Genomic DNA, 25,006 nt, shown 5'->3' with positions numbered 1-25,006 from the left:
CCAAGTGAAAGCGGTCTCAAGGTGTTCGACGTAGAGGTCATCCGCAAGGACTTCCCAATCCTTGCCCGACAAGTGCACGGTGTTCCGCTGGTGTATCTCGATTCGGCGAACACCGCTCAAAAGCCGCAGGTCGTACTGGATTCGCTCTCTGATTACTACGCGAATCACAATGCAAACGTTGCTCGCGCCGTACACACTCTGGGATCAGAAGCGACCCTTATGTTCGAGGCCGCCCGAGACAAGGTAGCGGCCTTCGTCAACGCGCCCAACCGCGACGAGATCGTCTTTACCAAGAACTCCTCGGAGGCGCTGAACCTGGTCGCGTATGCGCTGTCGAACGCGAACACCACGATTGGCGCAGAGCGTTTTCGAGTAGGTCCCGGCGATAACATCGTGGTGACCGAGATGGAACACCATTCCAACATCGTCCCGTGGCAGTTGCTCGCACAGCGGACGGGAGCGGAGTTCCGTTTCATTCCGATCGATGAAGACGGCAGATTGGTCGATTCCGCGATCGATGAGCGCGTCGATGAACATACCAAGGTGCTCGCTTTCGTCCATCAATCCAATGCTCTGGGCACGGTCAACGACGTGGCACGACTCGTCGCGCGAGCGAGGGCAGTCGGTGCCTTGACCGTTGTCGACGCCTCACAGTCGGCACCGCACCGTCCGCTCGACGTGCAGGCGCTCGGTGCGGATTTCGTGGCATTCACCGGTCACAAGCTCTACGGGCCGACCGGCGTAGGCGTGCTGTGGGGGCGGTACGAGCTGCTCGCTGAGTTGCCGCCATTCCTTGGCGGCGGCGAGATGATCGAAACCGTCGACATGACCGGCACGACGTTTGCCGCCCCGCCGCACCGCTTCGAGGCCGGAACGCCAATGATCGCAGAAGCGATCGGACTCGGAACGGCGATCGACTACCTGAGCGCGATCGGTATGGACAAGGTTCAAGCCCACGAGGACGAGCTGACAGCCTATGCGCTCGGCGAACTAGAGCGAGTCCCCGATCTACGAATCATCGGACCGAGCACCCCGATCGACCGCGGGGCAACCATCTCCTTCACGGTCAAGGGAATCCACCCGCACGACGTGAGCCAGCTCCTTGATGAGCAAGGTATCGCGGTTAGAGCCGGTCATCACTGTGCTCGGCCTGTGTGTGTCCGCTACGGGATTCCCGCTACCACTCGCGCCTCATTCGGCATTTACACGACTACTGCAGAAGTCGACGCCCTCGTCGCGGGAGTAATCAAAGTGCAGGAGATGTTCTCGTGAGTGTGAGTATGGATTCGATGTATCAGCAGATCATTCTCGACCACTACAAGCACCCCAACCACCGTGGCGAGTTGTCGACTTTCGACGCCGAGGTTCACCACGTGAATCCCACCTGCGGTGATGAGGTCACCCTTCGCGTGCGCGTGAATGAGGGTGAGATCGCCGAACTCGGTTGGGTCGGCGAGGGTTGCTCGATAAGCCAAGCCTCGACCTCGGTGATGAGCGACCTTGTGGTCGGTTCGTCGGTACCGGAGGCGTTGCAGCTTCAGGAGACTTTTCTGGAGTTGATGCAGTCCCAGGGACACCACAGTCTGAGCGAATCCGAGATCGAGGCCCTTGATGACGCCATCGCGTTCGAGGGCGTTTCGAAATACCCCGCGCGGGTGAAATGCGCGCTGCTGGGCTGGATGGCCATGAAATCGGCGGTCGCCGCCGCCAGTGAGAATGCCGCCGTCATCGAGAATGAGGAGAAATCATGACCGAATCCACCGCCACGATGCCGGTGCCGTCTCAAGATGATGTCGAAGAGGCACTACGAGACGTCGTTGATCCCGAATTAGGCATCAATGTCGTGGACCTGGGGCTGATCTATGGACTCGACATCGGCGCTGACGCAAGTGTGACCGTTGATATGACCCTTACTTCGGCCGCGTGCCCGCTCACTGACGTAATCGAGGAACAGGCGAACACTGCTCTCACCGGCGGTCCCAAGCCGCTTGCGAGCGGAATTAAGATCAACTGGGTGTGGATGCCGCCGTGGGGCCCCGAAAAGATCACCGATGAGGGTCGCGAACAACTGCGGGCTCTCGGTTTCAACGTCTGATCGGCACCACGAAGCGTCGACGTATTACGGTCGCCATGTGATTGGTCGGTACTGATCGGTCGGCACTGATCGATAGCTATCCGCTTTGGCTGGTCGGTGACTGTCGCCCATCTCGGGCCGGCTCGCGCCGATCAATTGCATCGACCAGCCAGTACTGACCCGCGGCAGCAGTCAACCCCGCCACCAGGCAGATCATCCAAAGCAGGCCAGGTGACAGTGCATAACCGCCTGTGCCCAGCAACGGCGCCACGAGGCCGGATGCACCCCAGGCAAGTCCCAGAGCGCCGGCATATCGACCCCGCATATGTTCGGGAGCCAGGGATGCGATGAGAGCCTGAAACGAACCCGCAGTGCCGATCTCGCCTATCGTCCAGACGACCACTGTGAGAGCGAATTGCCATGCCGCGTGGCATAGACCAGTGGCCGCAACTCCTACGCCCACGAGGGCCATGCCGACCGGAAGCGTGATGCGCCTGGACCACCGGCTCAGTAGCCCTAGGCTCAGCGGTTGCACGAAAACGATCAAGATGCCATTGATGGCAATCAAGTAGCCGTACGTCGAGGCGCTCAGACCCGCGTGCACGATGGCTAGCGGTAGCACGACGTTCACCTGCGAATACAAGATCGCATAGACGAGCACGAGCGAAGTGGCAATGAGAAGCAGTCGATCGGTACGCAGCAATCGGAGCGGGTCTGCGAGCCGCGCCGGGCGCTCCTCCGATTCCGGGCGGGTCTCGGGGACGAATCGCAAGGCCAACATGCCGAAAGCCAGCGTCGTTGCCGCATCGAGTATGAATAACAGTCCGAACCCGAAGTGGAGTAGTACGCCCGCTGCAACCGAGGCAACGGAGAATCCAAGGTTGATCGCCCAGAACTGAAGTGCGTAGGCGCGAGTCCGATCGCGTCCGGTCACGAGGTCTGCGACCGCCGCCGTGGACGCTGGTCGATACATGTCGGCCACGAGCCCGAGAACGAAGACCAGACCCGCGATCAGCCAGAGGTTTCTGGCCAGGCTCAATACAAACAGCACGAGCGCCGTCGCGGTCAGACTGGTTGCCAGCGTTGCTCGTCGCCCGTAGCGATCGGTGAGAACGCCTCCCACAGGCTGCGAGATCAGAGATCCAAGCCCCCAGACGGTGAGGACCAAGCCGGCCGTCGTAACCGAGACCCCTCGGGGCCCGGTGAGGTACAGGACGAAGAACGGTTCGATGAACGTGCCGGCGCGGTTGACCAGGGTGCCGAACCAAAGCCACCAAAAAGCCTTGGGCAATCCGTCGAGCTGAGCAGGAACGCGCCCGTACCGGCGTTTCCGCTTTGACCTGGCAGCTGAGTTCTGCCCGCCTAGCTCGGTGGCGGCTCTTCCGGTTCCAGCGTTCGCGGCCACGAGATAAGACAAACACAACGTGCTGACAGGCTCACCTGATTTTGTGCTGGTGAGATATTCAGCCGGAGGCTGCTACGGGTCCGCTACGGGGCTGCTCAGCCGAGATTGTTGGTATCGAAGGTGTCGCACCTGGCGGGCTCGCCGCTCGAGTACCCGGTACCGAACCACTTCTGTCGTTGTGCGGACGAGCCGTGGGTGAAGGCATTTTGATCAACGCTGCCACCGCCGAGGTGCGACTGGATCCAGTCGTCGCCGATCCGACCGGCGGTATCTAGCGCGGCGGCAATGTCGGCTTTCGTCAAGTCCTTGATGAAAGGCTGGCCGTTGGCCGAAGCGACCGTGGTCGCATGGTTGGCCCACACCCCCGCATAACAGTCGGCCTGAAGCTCGAGCCGCACGGAATCCGACTTCGCTCCAGTCGCGGAGTGATTGATCTTGCTTTCCGTCCCGAGCAGATCTTGCACATGGTGCCCATATTCGTGAGCCAGTACGTATGCGTTGACGAAGGCACCACCCGTCGCTCCGAATTGGGTTTTCAGCTGGTCGAAGAACGAGAGGTCGATGTAGACCTTCTTATCTGCCGGACAATAGAAAGGTCCGACTCCGGAGTCGGCAGCCCCACATCCGGTGTTCACCTGTCCCCGGAAGAAGTAAGTCGGACTGTGCGCGTATCGGGTACCCAGCGACGGCAGCGTTGCCGTCCAGTAGCCCTCCACGGACTCGATATCGGCCACCAAAGCGCAATCGGTGCTCGCATTCGCGTCCTTGCCCGTCCGGCACGTCGCAGACAGCTGCCCGTTGTCGACAGAGTTGACGTTGGAACCGGCTCCGACGCCGCTGAGATCGCCCAAGCCCCCCGGTAGCCCTGTTCCGCCGCCGTTGCCGCTGCCACCGAGGACGCTGATCAGCACGACCACGATGATGCCGACGATTCCGAGGCCACCGCCACCCAGAGCAAGCCCGCCGCGGCCGAGGCTCAGCCCTCCGCCCGAAGCGCGTCCATCCTCAACGACTGAGGTGTCGAGCTGCGCGTCGTCGTTGTATTGCATTCGCCCGTCCTATCCATGAGCGGCTGGAGCCATCGCGTTCTCGCGCCTCACCGCCCACACCGTACGGTAATCTGGATATTCGTGAGCACCGTTCCGCATTGAGACGGACCCGAACACATCCATCTGCTCATCCGTCACTCTTTGCTAGTTTTGGAAAGTGCCTTCATGATTACCGCAACTGACCTCGAACTGCGCGCTGGTGCGCGCATTTTGCTGAATCCAACTACTTTGCGCGTACAGCCAGGCGACCGAATCGGTCTTGTCGGGCGTAACGGCGCCGGGAAGACAACGAGCCTGAAGGTGCTTGCCGGCGAGACCACACCGCATGCAGGCTCGATCGCTGCAACCGGGCCCATCGGCTACCTCCCGCAAGACCCGCGTACCGGCGACCTGGCACAAACCGCCGGAGATCGGGTGTTGTCTGCTCGCGGCCTTGACGAACTGTTGCATCAGCTGACGGCGATCGGTCACGCGTTGGCCGAGAACAGCGAAGACGAGAGCCTGGTCCGGCGGTACGGACAGCTAGAGGAGAGATTCTCATCGTTAGGTGGGTACGCCTCTGAGGCCGAGGCCGCCCGAATTTGCGCCCACCTGGGCCTTCCGGACCGGGTTCTCGGGCAGCCACTCGGCACTCTGTCAGGCGGTCAGCGCCGCCGAATCGAGCTCGCTCGGATTCTGTTCGCCGATTCGGCCGGAGAACCGACCACGATGTTGCTCGATGAGCCGACGAACCACCTCGACGCGGACTCGATCACCTGGTTGCGCGATTTTTTGAAGGGGCACCGAGGTGGCCTGATCGTGATCAGTCACGATGTGGAGCTGCTCGACGCAGTGGTGAACAAGGTTTGGTACCTGGACGCGAACCGTTCCGAGCTGGACGCCTACAACGTCGGGTGGAAGACCTATCTGAAACAACGGGAGGCTGACGAGCGTCGGCGTCATCGCGAACGGGCCAACGCCGAGCGCAAGATCGATTCGCTGCGTGGCCAGGCTGATAAAATGCGCGCCAAGGCTACCAAGGCCAAGGCCGCCCAGCAGATGCTTCGCCGTGCTGACGCCTTGAACGCCGGTCTCTCCGAGATCCGCGTCAACGACAAGGTCGCCAAGTTGCGCTTCCCGGACCCCGCCCCGTGTGGGAAGACGCCGCTGACCGCGGACGGGTTGTCGAAGTCCTATGGCTCGCTCGAGGTCTTCACCGACGTCAGCCTTGCAGTCGACCGGGGCACCCGGGTGGTCATTCTGGGTCTGAATGGTGCCGGCAAGACAACTCTGCTTCGGCTCCTTGCTGGTGCCGAGCCTGCTGATACGGGGGAGGTGCTGCCCGGGCACGGTTTGCGTCTGGGTTACTTCGCCCAGGAGCACGAAACCCTCGAAACCGAGCGGACCGTGCTCGAGAACATGCGCAGTGCGGCGCCGGAGCCCGCGGACGTCCAACTTCGCGGCATCCTAGGTGCCTTCCTCTTCTCCGGCGACGATGTCGACAAGCCGGCTGGCGTGTTGTCAGGTGGTGAGAAGACCCGGTTGGCTTTGGCGATGTTGGTGACGAGTGCCGCCAACGTCCTGCTCCTGGATGAGCCGACCAACAACCTGGATCCGGCAAGCAGAGAGCAGGTGTTGGACGCGCTGCGTCGGTACAGCGGGGCAATCGTGCTAGTCACCCACGACGAAGGAGCCGTCGAGGCGCTGGACCCGGATAAGGTGATTTTGCTCCCCGATGGCATCGAAGACAGCTGGAGCGCTGACCTTGCGGATCTGATTGCTCTCGCGTAACCATTGCGCTGCGCTTCCAGGGCTGCTAGCAAGGGTGACACCGTGGAGCTCGAGCAGGGGAGTGAACGTGTCCGATCTCAAAAAGGGCGCCAGAATTACCGGGCCCGATCGCAGCAAGTTGGCCTCCGAGGTCAGGAAGCAGTACGAGAAGGGGCGCAGTATCCGCGAACTGGCGGACAGCCACGGCAGGTCGTACGGCTTTATCCATCGACTGCTGAGCGAAAATGAGGTAGCCCTGCGCGGACGCGGCGGCGCTACGCGCGGAAAGAAGAAATAGCCCTTGGACGTCGAAGGCATCCCCGCCATTCCGGTCGAGGCGGGGTTTGTTGTCACGCTGTCCGGCGGCGACGATACGAACCCTACAATCGCAACCGTCAGCCTCAACCGACCTGAGCGCCGCAACGCGCAGACGCCGGAAACATGGCGGTGGTTGGTCCGCGCCGTCAACGCGCTTCCGGGCTCGATTCGGATTCTCTTCATCCGGGGCGAGGGACCGTCGTTCTCGGCGGGCCTCGACCGGGCGATGCTGACCGCCGCAGGCGGCTCGCCGTCGGCAGTCTCGGATCCGGGGGCCGGTGAGGTCTCCAGCCTTGCTGACATCGCGCACGCCAACCCTGAGGTCGCCTCGGAGGCCATCGCCTCCTTCCAGGAGGCGTTCGGCCTGGGTGCTCGACCCAGCCTGGTCAGCATTGCCCTAGTGCAGGGTTTCGCGATCGGGGCTGGTTTCCAGCTGGCACTCAGCTGCGATATTCGGATCGCTGCTGAGGACGCGCAGTTCTCGATGGCCGAGGTCAGCTTGGGCCTGGTGCCAGATCTTGGGGGCACCAAGCGACTGGTCGAGCTCGTCGGCTATTCCCGGGCGGCGAGCATTTGCTTGACGGGTCGGCGGGTATCGGCGGCAGAAGCCGACCAGCTCGGTCTGGTCAGCGCGGTTGTGCCAGCCGGACGTCTGGCTGAAGCCGGTGATCAGTTCGCCCAGCAGATATTGGCATTACCCCGCACATCGGTCATAGAAACCAAGGCGTTGTTGCTGAGTGCGGCGCAAAGGACTCAAGCCGAGCAGCAGAGTGCCGAGCGGTCCGCCCAATATCGACAGCTCCGCGAACTGGCGGGCCTCGACGACGAAGCTTGATTCCGGCGTTCGCGCACCCTCGTTTTGGACGCGTGGTTTGCCGGGCGGCGATACCCGCCGTCGTGCGGCGATACTTACCATCGTGATGCAACGATGATGCCCGGCGGTGGCATGGGTGGTAACTACTCAGTAATGCGCTCGATGCGGCGTGACCGAGTCTCCAAGGGCAAGTTGCGGGAGGGTATCGCTCGGCGGGTCCTTCAATTCGCAAAACCGTATCGACGCGAACTGATCTTCTTCACCGTGATCATCGTCCTAGATGCGTTGATCGGCGTGGTAACGCCAGTCCTTGCCGGCCGGGTCGTCAACGAGATCACCAGCCACGGGCAGGTCCGGACAGTCGTGTGGATCGCCATCATCATCGCGGTGTTGGCGGTCGTCGATGCTGTTTTCTCATACGCCCAAAGGTGGTATTCCGCTCGGATCGGTGAGGGACTCATCTACGATCTGCGATCGAGCGTGTTTGCTCATATCCAGCGGATGCCGCTCGCTTTCTTCACTCGCACCCAAACCGGTGCGCTGGTAAGCCGGCTCAACAGTGATGTCCTCGGGGCGCAACAAGCATTCACCTCGACCTTGTCGGGCGTGGTAAGCAACTCGGTCAGCCTCGTCTTCACTGCGGCCGTGATGTTCACGCTTTCCTGGCAGATCACCGCCCTCGCACTGATCATGTTGCCCATCTTCGTCCTGCCGGCAAAGAGGGTAGGCCGTGAACTTCAGACGATAACGCGAGAGTCGTACAACCTGAACGCCTCGATGAACGCGACCATGACAGAACGGTTCAACGTTGCCGGCGCCCTGTTGGTGAAACTCTTTGGTTCGCTGAGCGTGGAAGCCAATTCGTTCTCTGCTCGCGCTGCGCGGGTACGCGACATCGGCGTTCGCTCCGCGCTATATGCCAGGGCATTGTTCGTCGCGCTCGCGCTCGTGGCGAGCCTGGCTCAGGCGTTGGTCTACGGTCTTGGTGGCTACTACGCACTCACCGGCCAGCTCTCGGCCGGTACGGTGGTGACGCTGGCACTCTTGCTGTCGCGTTTGTATGGGCCGCTCCTTGCCCTTTCGAATGTCCGTGTTGACGTTATGAGCGCACTGGTCAGTTTTGACCGGGTGTTCGAGGTCCTGGACTTGGAACCCGGAATCGCAGACGCACCGGACGCCGAGCCGCTGAATCCAGCTGCGGCGACGGTGACCTTCTCCGACGTCTGGTTCTCCTACCCGAACGCCCAGGAGGTCTCGTTGGCCTCACTGGAAGACGTAGCGGTGCTGGACAATTCGCGATCGCAGGATGTCCTCCGCGGCGTTACGTTCACCGCGGCGCCGGGTCAGATGGTGGCGCTCGTAGGCTCCTCCGGCGCGGGCAAAACCACAATAAGCCAGTTGGTACCTCGGATCTACGATGTCCGCTCTGGAGCCGTCCTGATCGGTGATCAAGACGTTCGGCGTGTTACTCAAGAGTCCCTGCGGCACGCGATCGGCGTCGTCAGTCAGGACGCCCATCTGTTCCACGACTCGATCGCGCAAAATCTGCGATACGCCAGCCCGCAAGCCACCGACGAGGATCTTTGGCAGGCACTTCGTGGTGCACACATCGCCGACACTGTCGCGGCGTTGCCGGATGGTCTCGACACCGTCGTCGGCGATCGAGGTTACCGTTTGTCAGGCGGGGAAAAGCAGCGAATTGCGATTGCCCGTTTGTTGTTGAAGGCGCCGAAGATCGTCATCCTCGACGAGGCTACGGCGCACCTGGACAGCGAAAGCGAACGAGCCGTGCAGGCCGCACTTTCCACCGCTCTCAAGGGGAGAACTTCACTGATCATCGCGCATCGACTATCGACCATACGAGCTGCTGACCTTGTCCTGGTCGTTGACGGCGGAACGATCGCCGAGCGCGGAACTCACGACGAGTTGCTCGCAGCCGGCGGCCTGTACGCCGAGTTGTATCGAACTCAATTCGCCACCGGTGACGCAGTCACCGTGTCGACCACTATTACCGGCGAATCGGGTGCAGCCAACAGCGTCTGAAAAGCGAGCTCCGAGGCGCCGATCAGGGAAGACTCTGGGCCCAAGCCTGGCGGCAGAACCTGGACGATGCATCGCGACGCCGACATGGCTCGGTGATCGATCTCGGTCTCAATGGTTTGGCGCTCTAGTCGCAAGACCTCTGCCAGTGAGCCGCCGACGATAATCGCCTGCGGATTAAAGACGTTTACCAGAGTCGCGAGTGTTCGGCCAAGCCAGACGGCGACCGTGCGTACTGCTTCGACCGCGCGCGGATCACCGGCGTGGGCGCTCGCGAAGACGCCTGCTACCTCGGCCGGGCCGTGTCGATCGATACCGGCGGCCCGAAGCAGCGCATGCTCGCCTATATACGTCTCGATGCAGCCGGTGCTGCCGCAATGGCACGGCGGCCCGTCGGGATTGAGCATGATGTGTCCGATTTCGCCGGCGTAACCGCCGACTCCGCGTAACTGGCTGCCGTCAGCGATGATTCCGCCGCCGACGCCGACGCTGCCGTTGATGAAGACGACGTTGTCCAGGCCGACTGCCGCACCGCGCAGGTGTTCGGCAAGAGCACCCAGGTCCGCGTCATTCCCAACCCGTATCTCAAGCTGACCGCCAAGACGATCACTCAGCAAGCTCGCCAACGGCACCCCACGCCAGTCGAGGTTCGGGGCGTGCTCGATAAATCCGTCCTGTCGGCTGACGGTGCCGGGGACACTCACCCCGACGCCAATCAGCCGGGCGCTCGTTGGGAGCCGGCCCGCGAGCCAAGTGGCGTCACGAACGATCTGACGAGCGACCGCCTCCGGTGCGCGGCCTGGCCCGTCAATCGGAGTCTCCCGCCGCGCGTGCACGGTGCCACCGAGGCCGACGGCGGCAGAGACGATTCTCTCGACGTCGACCTCGACGGCCAAGACGTACGGTCCGTCAGATCGTGGCGCCACAACGTAGGAAGGCCGGCCAGCGCGATCGCGGCCGGCTGGCACGTACTCGGTGACCATTCCCAGGTTCACCAAGTCCGTGACCAGCCCCCCGATTGTGCTGCGGTTCAGCCCGAGAACACTGGTCAGTTCCGCCCTGGTCAGCTCGCCATGACGATGAATCTCACCGAGGAGGAGACCCAGGTTGTGTCTCCGGATCTCCTCCGGCCGGACCGCCGAAGTTCGCGCCACCGCTCGGTCAGCTCGTTGCAGTTCGCCTGCGCGAGATCGCGTCAACGCTAGCGGCGAGAAGCAGAACCAGACCCGTGATCATGTACTCATAGGACGAGCCGAGGTTCTTCAAGCCGAGACCGTTCGGGATCATCGCGATAACCAACGCGCCGATGACACCGTCGCGGACCTTGCCGCGACCGCCGAACAGCGAGGTACCACCGATCACCGCGGCGCCGACTGCATAAAGCTGATCAGTGTGAGCACCGAAGTCCGATGGCACGCCACCCTGTCGCGAAGCGCCGACAACGCCAGCAATTCCAGCCATGCCCGAGGCGATGATGAAAACGCTGAGGCGAATCTTGCGAGTATTGATGCCTGCTCGTCGCCCTGCCTCGGTGTTGCCTCCAACGGCGTAGATGTAACGTCCATAACGAGTTTTCGCGAGCAGGATAGTGCCGACGATGAGCAATACGGCGATGATCGGAACGACGTAAGGCACGCCCTCGAGTTTCGCGAAGACCGTACGTCCCCGATTCTGGTTGAGCACCCAGACTGCGATGCCGGTGCCGATCCCGATGGCCGCGGCTCTCAGGATGACCAGGTCGAGCGGCTCCCCGGTCAACTTAGCCCGGCGGCGGCTGATCGAACGACCGATGGTGTACGCGGCATAGATCGCAATCGCGATGGCCCATAGCAGCCAGCCGACGGCGGGAGACATGTTCCCGTTCTCAATCTTGTTGATCAGAGGCACATTTTGCGTCGAGATCGCCGAGCCCTGGCCGATGAATTGCAGCAGCACGCCCTGCCATGCCAGGAACAGGGCCAGCGTCACGATAAAGGACGGAATTCCCACGTGCGCGACCAGGTAGCCGATGAGGCAGCCGATCGCCACGCCGGTGGCAACGGAGACAAAAATCGCCACCGGGGCGTGTTTGCTCAGGTGGGTGACTATGAAGATCCCGCCCAACAGCACGATGCCAGCCGCGAGCCACAGTCGGTACCAGGACGCGATGGCGATGGCCACCAATAGCAGTGCCAACAGGCCGAGATACGTCGGCGTGCCGAGAGCCTTGTTGAGGTCACCGTTCTTGGTGACGCCCAACGCCATGGTCGCAGCGCACACGCCGCTGGCTGTTCCGATCGACAGGTCGATTTCGCCCATCAGCAGGACGAAGATGCTGCCCATGGCCAAGATGGCGATGGGCGCCGCCTGGGTGAGGAAGTTCGCGAAGTTTCCCTTGGAGAGAAAGACAGGGTTGGCCGTGTAGAAGATCACCGCCAGGATCAAGACGCCGGCGACGGCGGGCAGCGCGCCGATGTCGCCGCCGCGGACCCGTTGCGTGTAAAGCCTGAACGCCTCGCTGATGTTGCGGGGGCCGACGTCGTTGGCGAAGTCGGTGGTAGCAGTCGTACCCGGCGTGACCGTTGCGGTGCCCGCAGCGGATTCTGGCGCATCGGGCGCGGGCGGAGTGGAGTTCGGCTCGGTCGGAGTAGTCATCGGTGTCCTCGTCCTCTCACATGCTCGCGTTCGCGGCGGCCTGGGACAACCCGATGTCGCCGGATCGACCGGTAGTGATGAGCTCTACGACCTTGCTCACGCTCGTCTCAGCAACTGGAATCTCGGCTGCCATTCGACCTAAGTACAGGGCCGCGACGTGATCGGAAACCTCCATGACGTCGTTCATGTTGTGCGAGATAAGCCCGACGCCGAGGCCGGCATCTGCCAGCCGTCGCACCAGATCGAGCACCTGCCGTGTCTGAGCAACACCGAGCGCGGCGGTTGGTTCGTCTAGGAACACGACACGAGAGTTCCAGAGCACAGCCTTTGCAATAGCGACGGTTTGTCGTTGGCCGCCGGAAAGGCTGGCTACTAACTGTCTAACGGACTTGACGGTTCGGACAGAGAGGCCCGCCAACGTCTCACGCGCCTTGCGCTCCATCGTGCCCTCATCGAGCGAACGCCACCGAGTTAGAAGCTCCCTACCGAGGAACATGTTCTGGACGATGTCGAGGTTGTCGCACAAGGCGAGATCCTGATAAACGATCTCAATTCCCAGTGCCGCAGCTTCACCAGGGCTGTGAATATTGACCGGCTGGCCATCGAAGAAGACCTGGCCCGAGTCGATGCTGTAGATGCCGGCGAGGCATTTCACGAGCGTGGACTTTCCCGCTCCGTTGTCGCCCACGAGGGCTGTGACCTCACCCGGAAAGATGTGCAGGTCAACGTCGTGCAGCACGTGCACAGGTCCGAAGCTTTTGTTGACGCCGCGAAGCTCGAGGATTGGTTCCGCCATTGCCCACTCCGTTCGATCAGTACTGAACCGTCCGCCCAAGAGTCTTAGCTGGGCGAGCTGACCTTCACATGCTGGCCTAATACATCGTGACCTGGTTGTGGCGGGGTAGCCAGAAGGCCCACCCCGCCACAACCAGTGTCGGTATTACGAGATTCCAGCTGCCTTGCAAGCCGCCGCGTAGGTCGGAGTGCACAGGTCAGTGGCCTTCACGAAGCCGTCATCAACAGGCACCTTCACGTTGGCCTTGGTGATCGAGACCGGGGTGAGCAGCAACGAGGGAACTTCGCGCTTGGTGGTGCTGTCAACAACCGTGGCGTTCGTCTTGCCGGGCTGGCCCTTGAGCAGGGCAACAGCGAGATCAGTCAGGCCCTGTGCCTCGAGCTTGATCGGCTTGTAGACCGTCATGCACTGGTCGCCCGAGAGGATGTTCTGGAGCCCACCGACGGTGGCGTCCTGCCCGGTGACCGGAACCTTCAGACCGTTCTTCTTCAGCACCGTGATCGCCGCGTTGCCGAGACCGTCGTTCGCTGCGAGGACGCCGTCGACCTTGCCGCCGTTCTTGGTGAGTAGCTGCTCGAAGATCACGCCGGCCTGCGCGTTGTCCCAGTTGGGCACGCTCTGGTCGCCGACCTTCTTCCAGCCGCCGGTCGCGTACTTCGGTGCCAGGACGGAGTCATAGCCCTGCTTGAACAGCGTTGCGTTGTTGTCCGTAGGCGAGCCATTGAGCTCGATGATCTGCGGGTTGGGCTTGTTCAGCGCCGTCACGCAATTAACAAGGCCTTGGCCCTGGAGCTTGCCGACTGCGACGTTGTCGAACGACACGTAGTAGTCAGCGTTGCCGCCCAGCGTCAGTCGGTCGTAGTCGATGGTCTTGACGCCGGCCTGCTTGGCAGTCGCCTCGATCTGAGCGCCAGTCGCGCTGTCGAGGTTCACGATGGCCAGGACGGAGACGCCCGAGGTGATCATCGATTGCGCGATCGAGATCATCTTGCTCTTGTCGCCGAGCGCATTCTGGATGTCTGCCTGGACTCCGGCCGCAGCGAAGGACGCTGTAAGCAACGGCTTGTCGAAGTCTTCCCAGCGCGCTGACGACTGGGTGTCCGGCAGGATCACGCCCACCTTGCCCTTTACCGAGCCGCCGCCGGATGCACTCGACGAACTGCCGCCAGAACTGTTGTCACTCTTGGAGCTGCTGCAGGCCGCGAGAGACACCGCGAGGGCTACTCCTGCCGCGACCACACCGAGCGCACGAATGCGCATGGGCTTCCCGCCTTCCCACTGACTTTCTGCACCCGACCGCCGGGCACAGTTTGATTGTTGTCGACGAAAACATATCCGCTGTTGACCTCTACGAAAACCCTTCGTCACAGACTTGTTACCAATCAGTTGTGGGTCTTTGTCCTGACGGGATTGGCGAGAACGGTCGTAAGCGGCGAAGTCCGGCACGAGATCTCGGGGTCGTCGTTAAACGCCAGTGTGACGATTGGTCGCGTGAGGTAGTCGACTAATAACCCAGCGTGAACGCCCTGAATGAAGTCGACTAAGAAGTCGACTATCAGGCGACGACTAGCAGGCGACGATTATCAGAAGATGTCGGGTACCTGGTAATGACGACTTGTGCGCCCACCGAAAGGACAACACACGTGGCAGGACGTCTCACGCTCGACCCCCAGCGCACGGCGCTGCTCGTCATGGATTACCAGAACGGGATTATTGCGCAGCTACACGACACCGACCGACTACTCGACGGAGTTAGGACCGCTGTCGACAACGTTCGCGGGCGGGGCGGTCACATCATCTGGGTACGTGTCGCGTTCACCGACGCCGACTTCGAGGCCATCCCGGCGACCAGCATGTTTGCTGCTTTGACCTCCGGTGACCGACGACCCGAGCTCCACACGGACGCCTCCGCCACCCAGATCCATAGCCAACTGAAACCCAAACCCGACGACCGAATCGTCCGCAAGACGCGCGTCGGCGCCTTCTCGACTACCAATCTGGACGAGCATCTGCGAGGACGGGCAATCACGACCCTCGTCCTGGCCGGACTGAGCACCAGCGGGGTCGTCCTGACCACGGTTCGCGAAGCCATGGATCGCGACTACCAGATCGTTGTCCTGCACGACGCCTGTGCTGACCGTGACGCGGACATCCACCGCTTCCTCACGGAAAGGCTCTTTCCCGGGCGCACCCACGTCATGAGCGTCGGCGATCTCGAGACGCTTTGGGAGTGAGCAGAATGCGGTCGCCCGGCACCAGAACGCAGCTTCGCGCAGTCACTGGCGAAGCTGCGTTCCAGCTTTGTGCTAGAGCAGAGACCTCAAGACGTACTGCATGATGCCGCCGTGGCGGTAGTAGTCGGCTTCGCCAGGGGTATCGATGCGTAAGGCCGCACTGAAGGTCTTGTCTCCGGCGTGAACCGTTACCTCAGATGGAACGCCGCCTTCGTTCAACGCGGTGACGCCACTGATCGAAAACGATTCCTCGCCAGTCAGTCCCAAAGATTGGGCGGTGTCGCCCTCGAGATACTGCAGCGGGAGCACTCCCATACCGATCAGGTTGGATCGGTGGATTCGCTCGTAGGATTCTGCGATAACTGCCTTGACGCCCAGCAGTGCGGTTCCCTTCGCCGCCCAGTCACGCGACGAGCCAGTCCCGTATTCCTTGCCCGCAAGAATGACCAGCGGCGTGCCTCGATCGATGTAGTTCACGGAGGCGTCGTAGATCGTGCTCACTGGCGCATCGCTCTGTGTGAAGTCCCGGGTGAAACCGCCCTCGGTACCCGGCGCGAGCTCGTTGCGGAGTCGGATGTTGGCGAAGGTGCCGCGGATCATGACCTCGTGATTGCCTCGTCGCGATCCGTACGAATTGAAATCGCTTCTGGCAATGCCGTGCTCAGCCAAGTACTTTCCCGCCGGTGAGTCCGCCTTGATCGATCCGGCTGGGGAGATATGGTCGGTCGTCACCGAGTCACCGACCATGACGAGTACTCGCGCATCGGCGATGTCTGTCACCGGCGAAGGATCGGGGAGCATCCCGTCGAAGTACGGAGCCTTACGAACATACGTCGAGTCCGGATCCCAGGTGAAGGTTCGCCCTTGCGGGGTAGGAAGCGACTGCCAGCGTTCGTCGCCGGCAAACACGTCAGCGTAATCCGTCTCGAACATCTCTCGGGCGATCGCGGAACCGACGACCTCCTCGATCTCTGCCGTGCTCGGCCAGATGTCGCGAAGATAAACGGGATTGCCGCTCTCATCATCACCCAGGGAATCGTTTAACAGGTCCACGTCCATCGACCCGGCGATTGCGTAGGCCACGACCAAGGGCGGCGACGCGAGGTAGTTCATCTTGATGTCAGGGTTGATCCGGCCCTCAAAGTTGCGGTTGCCAGACAGCACTGCCGCAACGGCAAGGTCCGCTTCGTTGATCGCCGCGCTCACCTCGGGTATCAGCGGTCCCGAATTGCCGATGCAGGTCGTGCAGCCGTAGCCCACGAGGTTGAAGCCCAGTTTGTCGAGATATGGCGTAAGCCCGGCACGCTCGTAGTAGTCGCTGACGACCTTGGATCCCGGAGCAAGGGTCGTCTTCACCCAAGGCTTGCTGGTGAGACCCTTTTCGACCGCCTTCTTGGCAACGAGGGCGGCGCCGATCATGACCGAAGGATTCGAGGTGTTCGTACACGAAGTGATAGCCGCGATCGTCACCGCGCCGTGGTCGAGGATGAACTCAGCTCCATTGGAAAGCTTGACGCGAGTGGGAGCGCTCGGCCGTCCGCCGTCCGTCGGGGCGCATGAGATCAGCTCACCGGGAGCGGCTTCTGCCCCGTTGCTGTCGTGGGTCGGCGCATCGCTTGCGGGAAAGGACTCGGCCACGGTCTCGTCGTAACCGGACTCCGGAGCCTCAACATAGGCCGCGAGCGCATTGCGGAATGCAGACTTGGAGTCACTGAGAGCGACACGGTCCTGAGGACGCTTCGGACCGGCGATCGAGGGCACGACGGTGGCGAGATCCAGTTCGAGATATTCGGAGTACTTCGCCTCGCGGGAGGCGTCGTGCCACAGGCCCTGCGCCTTGGCGTAGGTCTCGACTAGGGCGATCTGTTCTTCGGAACGACCGGTCAGGCGCAGGTAACGGACCGTCTCGTCGTCGATCGGGAAGACTGCGATGGTAGATCCGTACTCCGGGCTCATGTTCCCGATCGTTGCGCGGTTGGCCAGGGGCACCGCGGCGACGCCTGTGCCGTAGAACTCGACGAACTTGCCGACGACTCCGTGTTTTCTGAGCATTTCGGTGATTGTGAGTACCAAATCGGTCGCCGTTGCCCCCTCGGGCAGCGCTCCGACCAGCTTGAAGCCAACGACACGGGGGATGAGCATGGATACCGGCTGTCCCAGCATCGCTGCCTCTGCCTCGATGCCGCCAACGCCCCAGCCGACGATTCCGAGTCCATTGATCATCGTCGTGTGAGAGTCAGTGCCGACGACAGTGTCCGGATAAGCCTGCAGCTCTTCGCCGGCGGTGCCATTGACGATGCGTCCGAATACGACACGTGAGAGATGTTCGATGTTGACCTGGTGGACGATTCCGGTACCCGGCGGCACGACCTTGAACTCGTCGAACGCCGTCTGGCCCCAGCGCAGGAATTGGTAGCGCTCGAAGTTGCGCTGGTACTCGAGTTCGACGTTGCCTGCAAAAGCCTCGGGGCCACCGAACAAATCTGCGATCACCGAGTGATCGATTACCAGTTCTGCGGGAGCGAGCGGATTTATCTTGGCGGGGTCACCCCCGAGGTCGGCCACGGCCTCGCGCATGGTGGCCAGATCGACGACAGCGGGCACCCCAGTGAAGTCCTGCATTACGACACGTGCCGGCGTGAACTGAATTTCAGTGTCCGGTGCGGCGTTGGGATTCCAATCGGCTACAGCTTGGATCTGCTCCGCGGTGACATTGGCACCGTCCTCGGTTCTGAGCAGGTTCTCCAGCAACACCTTGAGGCTGAAGGGCAGCGTGTCGGCGCCGGCGACCTTGTCCAAACGAAAGTAGGTGTAAGTGGTGTCTCCGACCTGGAGTTGATCCTTGGAATCGAAGCTGTTCGGATTGCCTGCTGGCACGGTCGTCTCCTAAGTCAAGCCCTGATGCGGTCAAGCATCGCTGGACGGACTCTCCCGTTGCCCTGGCCAACTCAAGCTTTCGCATTGATCTGGCAGCGGGGGCTGGGATGGGTGGACGACGCCAGACCGCTGTTACAAGTCCATCTTTCCGTATCGGAGTTTTTGCTTCACCGTGGGTGTCCGAGCTGGGCTTATAGAACTCCTGAGAATTTGTTCCCAGCCATAGGCCTGCCCTCACACCGGGCGATTCCCGACCGATTGGACGCCACGGAGCAGAAAATCGGCATCCGCGGATGGCAATTGGGCTAGTTCGGTAATCCAAATTGTTACTGAAGTAAGCCATAGTGACTGACGTGACCAGTGGCGCAGAAGTGATTGAACTGGCATCCTTCTTGCTGGGTTACCAGAACAAAGGGGATACACGGTGTTCCGATCGGCCGATGATTCGAAAATCAAACGGGCCAAGACACCGCGGGGGCTTAGGGTCTTGATGGGCGGTGGCCTGACCACCGTCCTCGTGCTCGGTGCTGTCGTTTGCGATGTTCCGTCGGTCGGTGCGGCGCCGAAGCCGCCGCCGAACCCGAGTAATGGTCAGCTCAGCGCGGCTCAACAGGCCAAGAACAACATGGCAAATCAGGTAGGCAAGCTCTCGGGCCTGCTCGCGCAGGCTACGACGCAGCTCGCGCAACTGACGGCCGACGCCGGTTTGAAGGAGCAGAAGTACGCGCTCGCGATGTCCCAGCTCGCAGATGCCAAGCAAGCAGCGATCCAAGCGCAGGCCGCCATCGTCGCCGCGCAGAAACAACTCGATGCCGCACATCGATCGCTGCAGAACTTCGTCAGGAACTCCTACATCGCGCCATCAGCCACAGGCGGACCCGGTGGTCTGCTGACCGCGACGGATCCGAATGCGCTGCTACAGCGCGGTGACTATCTGCGCTACGTTTCCGACCGGCACCTCGACGTGATGAGCACCATGGACAAGGCGACAGTGGCCAAGTCCAATGCCGATGCCAAGGCCAAGGCCGCGGTACAGCTGCAGACCAAACTGTCGATCCAGGCGCAAGCAGCGTTTCAGGCGGCCAAGGACGCACGCGACCGTCAGCAACAACTTCAAGCCCAATTGCAAACGCAGCAGGCGAGCTATCAACGGCAGCTCAATGCTGCGCAGGCGCAGCTAGCCACCCTGAACGGCCAACGCGCGAAGTACAACGCTTACGTCAAGGAGCAACAGCGCCTCGCAGCGATTGCGGCGGCGAAGGCTGAAGCGGCTCGGGAGCGCGCTGCGGCCGCCGCCGCAGCGGCCGCCGCAGCCAACCAGAGCAACGGCGGCGGGGGCGGTGGAGGCGGTGGAGGCGGTTTTACTGTCTACAACCCGCCCAGTTCGCTGGGAGGCTGGACGGCGGCCAAGGGTCAAGCGGCCGTCAACCGAGCCATGACCACAGTGGGCACGCCGTACGCCTGGGCTGGTGGAAACGCCAACGGCCCAACCTTCGGCGTCAATTCGCCAGGCACAGACGGGTGGAATGACAGCACCGTGTTCGGCTTCGACTGTTCGGGACTGGTCATGTTCGCCTGGGCATCGCAGGGCCTGTATCTCGCGCACTATGCGGCGACTCAGTTCAGTCAGGCAGGTTCTTACCATCCAGCACCAGGCAATTTCATGCCGGGTGACCTGCTGTTCTGGGGACTGCCGGGCCAGGGCGATATCCACCACGTAGCAATTTACATCGGTGGCGGTAACGTCATTCAGGCGCCAAACTCCGGCAGTGTGGTACAAGTCACCCCCTGGGATCAGGTGTCCGGCGACTACTTCGGCGCCACCAGGCCGCTGACCTGAGAGGGTCGGAGTCCGCCCGAGGTCGTTACTCTGGGCTGATGATGCCCAGCGCGCCTGTAACGGCGGATTCGCGTGCTCCAGGCGTTTTGATCGACGCGTTCGGTCGCCGTGCGGAAGATCTGCGAATCTCGCTTACCGACAAGTGCTCGCTTCGGTGCACGTATTGCATGCCGGCCGAAGGTCTGCAATGGCTATCGAAGAACAACGTCCTCAGTGATGACGAGATTCTTCGGCTGGCGGCGATCTTCGTGCAGCTGGGAATCACCACGATCCGTCTGACAGGCGGCGAGCCGCTGGTACGAGCGGGAGTAGCAGGTCTGATCGCCCGACTTGCCGAACTCGACCCGCGTCCGGAGTTGTCGCTCACGACGAACGCGATCGCGCTGGCCGACAAGGCGATCGATCTGGCCACATCGGGGCTGGACCGCGTGAACATCTCACTCGACACGCTGGATCGTCAGCGGTTCCGCGATCTCACTCGGCGCGACCGTCTGCCCGACGTACTCGCCGGTCTAGAGGCTGCAGCGGCCGCCGGGCTCACCCCGGTCAAGGTCAACGCGGTACTGATGAGGGATGTAAACCTTCAAGAGGCCCCGGATCTGCTGCAGTGGGCGTTGGAGTCCGGCTACGAGATGCGCTTCATCGAACACATGCCGCTTGATGCACAGCACGCCTGGACGCGCGCTGAGATGGTCACGGCTGATGACGTGCAGCACGTTCTGAGTTCAAGGTTCACGCTGCGCGGAATTGGGCATCTGGACCATGCCCCATCGGAGTCGTTCGAAGTTCTGAACGGTCCCGGGCGCCCGCGGTGGCGGACCGAGCCCGCCACAGTTGGTATCATCGCCTCGGTTACGAGACCCTTCTGCCGTGATTGTGACCGATTGCGATTGACCGCAGACGGCCAACTTCGCACGTGCCTGTTCGCCCATCAGGAGACCGACCTTCGCGCGGCACTACGCGACGGGTCCACCGATGCCGAGATCGCGGCGAGCATCGTGTCCGCCGTGCGCGCGAAGCCGTCCGGGCACGGAATCTCCGCGCCGGACTTCAGACAGCCGGATCGACCGATGTCGGCCATTGGTGGCTGAGCGCACAGCAGAGTATTAGCGTCCCGTCCCGCAGCCCTACTCACTGCTCGGTTACGGTTAGACGTACCAGCGACACATACAGCTAACGGCCGCGAAGCCACGCCAGGGCTCTGGCAGACCCGATAGGAAGCACATGACCGAGGCGGCAACCAGTCCCACTCCGGCTGCGGACGCCACCGCACTCGAACGGGCGATCTTCGAGGTGAAGCGGGTGATCGTCGGCCAAGAGCGCATGGTCGAGCGAATGATGGTGAGCCTGCTGGCGCGAGGTCACTGCCTGCTCGAGGGTGTGCCCGGGGTGGCAAAGACTCTCGCGGTCGAAACCTTGGCGCACACTGTCGGTGGCACCTTCGCTCGCTTGCAATTCACGCCAGACCTCGTTCCCTCAGACATCGTTGGTACGCGCATCTACCGCCCCGGTTCGGAGCAATTCGACACCGAGTTGGGCCCAGTATTTGCAAATTTCGTGCTGGCCGACGAAATCAACCGAGCACCTGCCAAGGTGCAGTCGGCGTTGCTGGAAGTGATGGCCGAGCGGCAGGTGTCACTTGGTGGCAAGCGATATCCGTTGCCGAATCCGTTCCTGGTGCTGGCGACCCAGAATCCGATCGAATCCGAGGGCGTCTACCCGCTGCCCGAGGCGCAACGAGATCGTTTTCTCATGAAGATCAACGTCGACTACCCTTCTGCGGCTGAAGAACGCGAGATCATCTATCGAATGGGCGTTGATCCGCCAGTTGCTCAGCCGGTGATCTCCACCGATGACCTCGTCGCCTTGCAGAATCGCGCCAGCCGGGTGTTCGTGCATCACGCCGTCGTGGACTACGTGGTCCGACTCGTGGTAGCTACAAGGCAGCCGGCAGAGTTTGGAATGCCTGACGTCGCGGCCTGGGTCTCCTACGGCGCGAGCCCCCGGGCAAGCCTGGGACTCATCGCTGCTGGCCGTGCGCTGGCGCTGCTGCGTGGACGCGATTATGTCTTGCCTCAGGACGTACTCGATGTGGCAATCGACGTGTTGCCACATCGAATGGTGTTGTCATACGACGCCATAGCCGACGGCGTGCAGGCGCCCCAGGCTGTTAGTCGGGTACTCCAGACTGTCGCACTACCTCAGGTCGCGCCGCGCCAGCGGGCGAGCGGGGGCTTCATCCCGGCAGCTCCCAGCGCCCCACCCCAGGCCCAGGTCGCCGGAGCGCACAGCGCGCCCTACGGCTCGCCCCAGGGGGGTCAACAGAGTGCACAGCAAGGCGCGCCCAACGCGTCGAATATTCCGCCTTCGCAGTTCCAGGGTGCCCAGTCTGACCGACCGGCCAACTGGGGTCCGCCAGCGTGAATGGTCCCGGAGCTCCACTACCGCCGGAGACTGAAGCCGTCCTGCGGCGCTTGGAGTACGCAGTGCGCAACAAGCTGGATGGCTTGCTGCAAGGCAGTTACCTCGGCCTGATCCCCGGTCAGGGTAGTGAGCCGGCCGAGTCGCGGCAGTATTACCCGGGCGATGATGTCCGTCGCATGGATTGGCCAGTCACTGCCCGAACAATGACACCGCACGTGCGACAGACCATTGCGGATCGGGAACTCGAATCATGGGTGGTGATAGATCTTTCTCCCAGCCTCGACTTCGGCACTGTAAACATCGAGAAACGCGATCTGGTGCTGGCAGCCGCGACGGCCGTCGTACATCTGACCACCAAGTCCGGGAACCGCATCGGCGCCATCGTCACCACCGGCGAAAGCACCTACCGAATACCAGCACAGTCCGGAACGAACCACGCTCGATATCTGCTACGCAAGGTCGCCGGCACGCCGCGAGCGAATCGAAGCAGCATCAGCGATCTCAGAGATGCCCTCGAGCAGGTACGTCGTCCACCGCGACGGCGTGGGATGGTGGTGGTGATCTCCGACTTTCTGGGCGAAACCGACTGGGAACGGCCATTACGTGGGCTCGGCGACCGTCATGAACTGCTCGGAATCGAGATCGTCGATCCGCGCGAGATGGACCTTCCGGAGGCGGGCTTGGTGACGTTCGTCGACCCAGAATCGGGGGAGCAGCTGGAGGTTCAGACCTCTGATCCGCGCCTTCGCTTTCGATATGCCACTGCCGCGCGGGAGCAGCGCCAACAGATTGCAAGCATGCTCCGGCGCGCTGGCGCTGACCACCTACAGCTTCGCACGGACTCTGATTGGCTCTCTGACGTCGCTAAGTTCGTCATCACTCGACGCCGCGGGGTCGCAGTCCGCCCGCCATCCCGAGCGGGGATGGTGCACTGATGCACTTCGCGTCCCCTGCCTGGCTCTTCCTTCTGATCGCTGTACTCGCGATCGCAATCGGATACCTTCTCGTACAGCTGCGTCGCCGCAAGTTCGTGGCGCGGTTCTCCAACACCCAATTGCTGGCGAGCGTGGTGCCCCGTCGCCCGGGCTGGCGGCGACATTTGACGTTCGCACTCCTACTAATCGCGATGACGGTCCTGTCGCTAGGCGTTGCCCGTCCGACCGCTTCGGTTCGCGTCCCGCAGGAGAAGGCAACCGTCATGTTGGCCATCGACGTCTCGCTGTCGATGGAGGCGACTGACGTTCTTCCCAACCGCCTCGACGCCGCGAAGAAGGCCGCGGACCAATTCTCGGATCTGCTACCCAAGCGCATCAACCTGGGGTTGGTGAAGTTCGGCCGCAACGGCAGCGTGCTCGTGCCGCCGACACTGGATCGAGACTCCTTCAAACGCGCAGTCGCCGATCTGCAGCTGGAGCCGTACACAGCCATTGGTGAAGGCGTTTTCGCCTGCCTCGATGCACTGCAGACGTTCAGCCAATCGACAACGGTCGGCACCGACAAGCCGGCACCGGCTCGGATCGTGCTTCTCTCGGACGGTTCCAATACGGTCGGCCGCACGGTAGCCGAGGCTGCAGCTGCGGCGAAGAAAGCGAATACGCCGGTATCAACAATCGCCTTCGGCACCGACAACGGGACCGTGACCGTTGAGGGTCGAACGACGCCGGTCCCTGCGGACAAACCAACCTTGCGCGGCCTTGCCGAGGCGACCGGCGGAACGTTCCACACGGCGGCCTCGGCAGAGGAATTGCAGTCTGTCTACAAAGACATCGGTTCCCAAATTGGCTACACGACCGCACAACGCGATATCAGCTGGCGTTTCATGATCGCCGGTTTACTGGCCTTGGTGGCAGCGGGTGCGGTATCGCTGCTGTGGTCCGGTCGACTGAGCTAGTCCATATCCGGGCCCGGCCTGCCCCTTGCCGACACGTGGCAGGCCGTTGTACCGGGCGGTAACTCTTGGAAACGGGGCGCATCGACTAGCCTGACCGCCGTGAGTCGATCAGTTTTGGTAACTGGAGGTAATCGCGGTATTGGGCTGGCCATCGCCCAGGCATTTGCCGCAGCGGGCGACCGGGTGGCGGTAACGCACCGCGGGAGCGGTGCGGCTGAGGGGTTGCTCGGGGTGCGTTGCGACGTCACCGACACGGAGGCTGTCGACGCGGCGTTCACTGAAGTCGAGGCTGCGCATGGTCCGGTCGAGATCCTGGTGTCCAACGCGGGGATCACCGACGACACGCTCCTGATGCGTATGAGCGAAGATTCGTTCAGCAGGGTGCTCGATGCCAACTTGACGGGCGCGTATCGGGTCGCCAAACGTGCAACGCCCGGCATGCTCAAGGCTAAGCGTGGCCGAATGATCTTCATCTCCTCCGTGGTGGCCTTCGCGGGTGCCCCCGGGCAGGCGAATTACGGCGCCAGCAAGGCAGGTTTGCTGGGCTTGGCTCGATCGATCGCGCGCGAGCTAGGAGGCCGCAACATTACTGCGAATGTCGTGGCGCCGGGTTTCATCGAGACCGACATGACCGCCGAGATGACCGAGGCTCGCCGAAAGGAGATCTTGGCGTCCATACCGCTGAAGCGCTACGGCGCGGTCGATGAGATCGCGGCTGCCGTTGAGTTTCTCGCATCTGAGCGAGCCTCGTACCTGACTGGGGTCGTGCTGCCTGTCGACGGCGGTATCGGGATGGGCCTGTAGCCCCAGACCTCCCAGCGCAGACAATTCATGACCACAAAGCGAACGTACGAGGAGCGG

General features: G+C 62.2%; 21 protein-coding genes. 14 read left to right on the top strand and 7 right to left on the bottom strand.

Annotation, left to right across the window (positions count from 1 at the left end; translation table 11 throughout):
• Nucleotides 1-21 precede the first annotated feature (21 nt).
• Genes ACSMXN_RS12930 through ACSMXN_RS12920 form a run of 3 tightly spaced genes read left to right on the top strand, consistent with a single transcriptional unit; the run spans nt 22 to nt 2,095 of the window.
• On the top strand, nt 22-1,272 hold the full coding sequence (locus ACSMXN_RS12930) for a cysteine desulfurase (RefSeq protein WP_022911872.1): 1,251 nt from the start codon (nt 22-24) through the stop codon (nt 1,270-1,272).
• A gap of 2 nt (nt 1,273-1,274) precedes the next feature.
• Nucleotides 1,275-1,751: a Fe-S cluster assembly sulfur transfer protein SufU gene (gene sufU / locus ACSMXN_RS12925; RefSeq protein WP_027139067.1), complete on the top strand. Its 477-nt coding sequence runs from the start codon at nt 1,275-1,277 to the stop codon at nt 1,749-1,751.
• A complete protein-coding gene (locus ACSMXN_RS12920) occupies nt 1,748-2,095 on the top strand; it encodes a metal-sulfur cluster assembly factor (protein ID WP_022911870.1) in 348 nt (115 codons plus the stop codon). The genes sufU and ACSMXN_RS12920 overlap by 4 nt, the downstream gene beginning before the upstream one ends.
• Nucleotides 2,096-2,171: 76 nt before the next feature.
• Here ACSMXN_RS12920 and ACSMXN_RS12915 read toward each other — a convergent pair whose 3' ends face one another.
• Nucleotides 2,172-3,479 carry an MDR family MFS transporter gene (locus tag ACSMXN_RS12915; protein WP_022911869.1) on the bottom strand — a complete coding sequence of 436 codons (1,308 nt, stop codon included), beginning with the start codon at nt 3,477-3,479 and terminating at the stop codon, nt 2,172-2,174.
• A gap of 95 nt (nt 3,480-3,574) precedes the next feature.
• Nucleotides 3,575-4,528, bottom strand: coding sequence for a KPN_02809 family neutral zinc metallopeptidase (gene ypfJ / locus ACSMXN_RS12910; RefSeq protein WP_022911868.1), 954 nt, complete (start codon nt 4,526-4,528; stop codon nt 3,575-3,577).
• Between the two features lie 165 nt (nt 4,529-4,693).
• Here ypfJ and ACSMXN_RS12905 point away from each other — a divergent pair, with 165 nt between their 5' ends.
• The 4 genes from ACSMXN_RS12905 to ACSMXN_RS12890 all read left to right on the top strand — a co-directional run bounded on the left by ACSMXN_RS12905 (nt 4,694) and on the right by ACSMXN_RS12890 (nt 9,452).
• A complete protein-coding gene (locus ACSMXN_RS12905; protein WP_022911867.1) occupies nt 4,694-6,298 on the top strand; it encodes an ABC-F family ATP-binding cassette domain-containing protein in 1,605 nt (534 codons plus the stop codon).
• Between the two features lie 67 nt (nt 6,299-6,365).
• A complete protein-coding gene (locus ACSMXN_RS12900) occupies nt 6,366-6,575 on the top strand; it encodes a helix-turn-helix domain-containing protein (protein ID WP_027139066.1) in 210 nt (69 codons plus the stop codon).
• Nucleotides 6,576-6,632: 57 nt separating this feature from the next.
• Nucleotides 6,633-7,430, top strand: a complete 798-nt coding sequence (locus ACSMXN_RS12895) for an enoyl-CoA hydratase/isomerase family protein (protein WP_027139065.1) — start codon at nt 6,633-6,635, stop codon at nt 7,428-7,430.
• Between the two features lie 96 nt (nt 7,431-7,526).
• Entirely contained in the window at nt 7,527-9,452 is a 1,926-nt protein-coding gene (locus tag ACSMXN_RS12890) for an ABC transporter ATP-binding protein (protein WP_022911864.1), read from the top strand.
• On the opposite strand, the gene ACSMXN_RS12885 is transcribed toward ACSMXN_RS12890, so the two are convergent.
• From ACSMXN_RS12885 to ACSMXN_RS12870, 4 genes are all read right to left on the bottom strand, one after another.
• Nucleotides 9,377-10,603, bottom strand: coding sequence for an ROK family transcriptional regulator (locus ACSMXN_RS12885; RefSeq protein WP_022911863.1), 1,227 nt, complete (start codon nt 10,601-10,603; stop codon nt 9,377-9,379). The two genes, ACSMXN_RS12890 and ACSMXN_RS12885, sit on opposite strands and share 76 nt — an antisense overlap.
• A gap of 7 nt (nt 10,604-10,610) precedes the next feature.
• Nucleotides 10,611-12,083: an ABC transporter permease subunit gene (locus ACSMXN_RS12880; RefSeq protein ID WP_022911862.1), complete on the bottom strand. Its 1,473-nt coding sequence runs from the start codon at nt 12,081-12,083 to the stop codon at nt 10,611-10,613.
• Between the two features lie 16 nt (nt 12,084-12,099).
• On the bottom strand, nt 12,100-12,879 hold the full coding sequence (locus ACSMXN_RS12875; RefSeq protein WP_022911861.1) for an ATP-binding cassette domain-containing protein: 780 nt from the start codon (nt 12,877-12,879) through the stop codon (nt 12,100-12,102).
• A gap of 144 nt (nt 12,880-13,023) precedes the next feature.
• Nucleotides 13,024-14,139, bottom strand: a complete 1,116-nt coding sequence (locus tag ACSMXN_RS12870) for a substrate-binding domain-containing protein (protein WP_022911860.1) — start codon at nt 14,137-14,139, stop codon at nt 13,024-13,026.
• Nucleotides 14,140-14,522: 383 nt separating this feature from the next.
• Between ACSMXN_RS12870 and ACSMXN_RS12865 the strand changes: the two genes are divergently transcribed.
• Nucleotides 14,523-15,113 (top strand): isochorismatase family protein, encoded by a 591-nt coding sequence (locus ACSMXN_RS12865; protein WP_022911859.1) that lies wholly within the window; start codon nt 14,523-14,525, stop codon nt 15,111-15,113.
• 72 nt (nt 15,114-15,185) lie between these two features.
• On the opposite strand, the gene acnA is transcribed toward ACSMXN_RS12865, so the two are convergent.
• The gene (gene acnA, locus ACSMXN_RS12860; RefSeq protein WP_022911858.1) at nt 15,186-17,990 is read right to left on the bottom strand and encodes an aconitate hydratase AcnA; all 2,805 of its coding nucleotides are present in this window, start codon (nt 17,988-17,990) and stop codon (nt 15,186-15,188) included.
• Nucleotides 17,991-18,414: 424 nt separating this feature from the next.
• Between acnA and ACSMXN_RS12855 the strand changes: the two genes are divergently transcribed.
• The 6 genes from ACSMXN_RS12855 to fabG all read left to right on the top strand — a co-directional run bounded on the left by ACSMXN_RS12855 (nt 18,415) and on the right by fabG (nt 24,949).
• Nucleotides 18,415-19,830, top strand: a complete 1,416-nt coding sequence (locus ACSMXN_RS12855; RefSeq protein ID WP_155958262.1) for an NlpC/P60 family protein — start codon at nt 18,415-18,417, stop codon at nt 19,828-19,830.
• A gap of 38 nt (nt 19,831-19,868) precedes the next feature.
• On the top strand, nt 19,869-20,921 hold the full coding sequence (gene moaA / locus ACSMXN_RS12850; RefSeq protein WP_022911856.1) for a GTP 3',8-cyclase MoaA: 1,053 nt from the start codon (nt 19,869-19,871) through the stop codon (nt 20,919-20,921).
• Nucleotides 20,922-21,054: 133 nt separating this feature from the next.
• Nucleotides 21,055-22,254 carry an AAA family ATPase gene (locus ACSMXN_RS12845; RefSeq protein ID WP_022911855.1) on the top strand — a complete coding sequence of 400 codons (1,200 nt, stop codon included), beginning with the start codon at nt 21,055-21,057 and terminating at the stop codon, nt 22,252-22,254.
• A complete protein-coding gene (locus ACSMXN_RS12840; protein WP_081648922.1) occupies nt 22,236-23,189 on the top strand; it encodes a DUF58 domain-containing protein in 954 nt (317 codons plus the stop codon). The genes ACSMXN_RS12845 and ACSMXN_RS12840 overlap by 19 nt, the downstream gene beginning before the upstream one ends.
• Nucleotides 23,189-24,145, top strand: a complete 957-nt coding sequence (locus ACSMXN_RS12835; protein WP_022911853.1) for a VWA domain-containing protein — start codon at nt 23,189-23,191, stop codon at nt 24,143-24,145. Before ACSMXN_RS12840 ends, ACSMXN_RS12835 begins: the two co-directional genes overlap by 1 nt.
• A 99-nt stretch (nt 24,146-24,244) precedes the next feature.
• Complete coding sequence (gene fabG / locus ACSMXN_RS12830) at nt 24,245-24,949, top strand: 3-oxoacyl-ACP reductase FabG (protein ID WP_022911852.1); 705 nt, start codon at nt 24,245-24,247, stop codon at nt 24,947-24,949.
• Nucleotides 24,950-25,006: the final 57 nt, after the last annotated feature.

It is taken from the genome of Parajatrophihabitans canadensis (assembly GCF_053764775.1).
The sequence above is the reverse complement of the archived record's forward strand: the minus strand, read 5'-3'. Positions and strand labels throughout refer to the sequence as shown.

Excerpts from the sequence above, each read along its gene's own strand:
- ACSMXN_RS12920 (WP_022911870.1), top strand. The coding sequence starts at position 1,748 with ATGACCGAATCCACCGCCACGATGCCGGTGCCGTCTCAAGATGATGTC.
- ypfJ (WP_022911868.1), bottom strand. The coding sequence starts at position 4,528 with ATGCAATACAACGACGACGCGCAGCTCGACACCTCAGTCGTTGAGGAT.
- ACSMXN_RS12905 (WP_022911867.1), top strand. The coding sequence starts at position 4,694 with ATGATTACCGCAACTGACCTCGAACTGCGCGCTGGTGCGCGCATTTTG.
- ACSMXN_RS12890 (WP_022911864.1), top strand. The coding sequence starts at position 7,527 with ATGCCCGGCGGTGGCATGGGTGGTAACTACTCAGTAATGCGCTCGATG.
- ACSMXN_RS12880 (WP_022911862.1), bottom strand. The coding sequence starts at position 12,083 with ATGACTACTCCGACCGAGCCGAACTCCACTCCGCCCGCGCCCGATGCG.
- ACSMXN_RS12875 (WP_022911861.1), bottom strand. The coding sequence starts at position 12,879 with ATGGCGGAACCAATCCTCGAGCTTCGCGGCGTCAACAAAAGCTTCGGA.
- ACSMXN_RS12870 (WP_022911860.1), bottom strand. The coding sequence starts at position 14,139 with ATGCGCATTCGTGCGCTCGGTGTGGTCGCGGCAGGAGTAGCCCTCGCG.
- moaA (WP_022911856.1), top strand. The coding sequence starts at position 19,869 with ATGATGCCCAGCGCGCCTGTAACGGCGGATTCGCGTGCTCCAGGCGTT.
- ACSMXN_RS12845 (WP_022911855.1), top strand. The coding sequence starts at position 21,055 with ATGACCGAGGCGGCAACCAGTCCCACTCCGGCTGCGGACGCCACCGCA.
- ACSMXN_RS12835 (WP_022911853.1), top strand. The coding sequence starts at position 23,189 with ATGCACTTCGCGTCCCCTGCCTGGCTCTTCCTTCTGATCGCTGTACTC.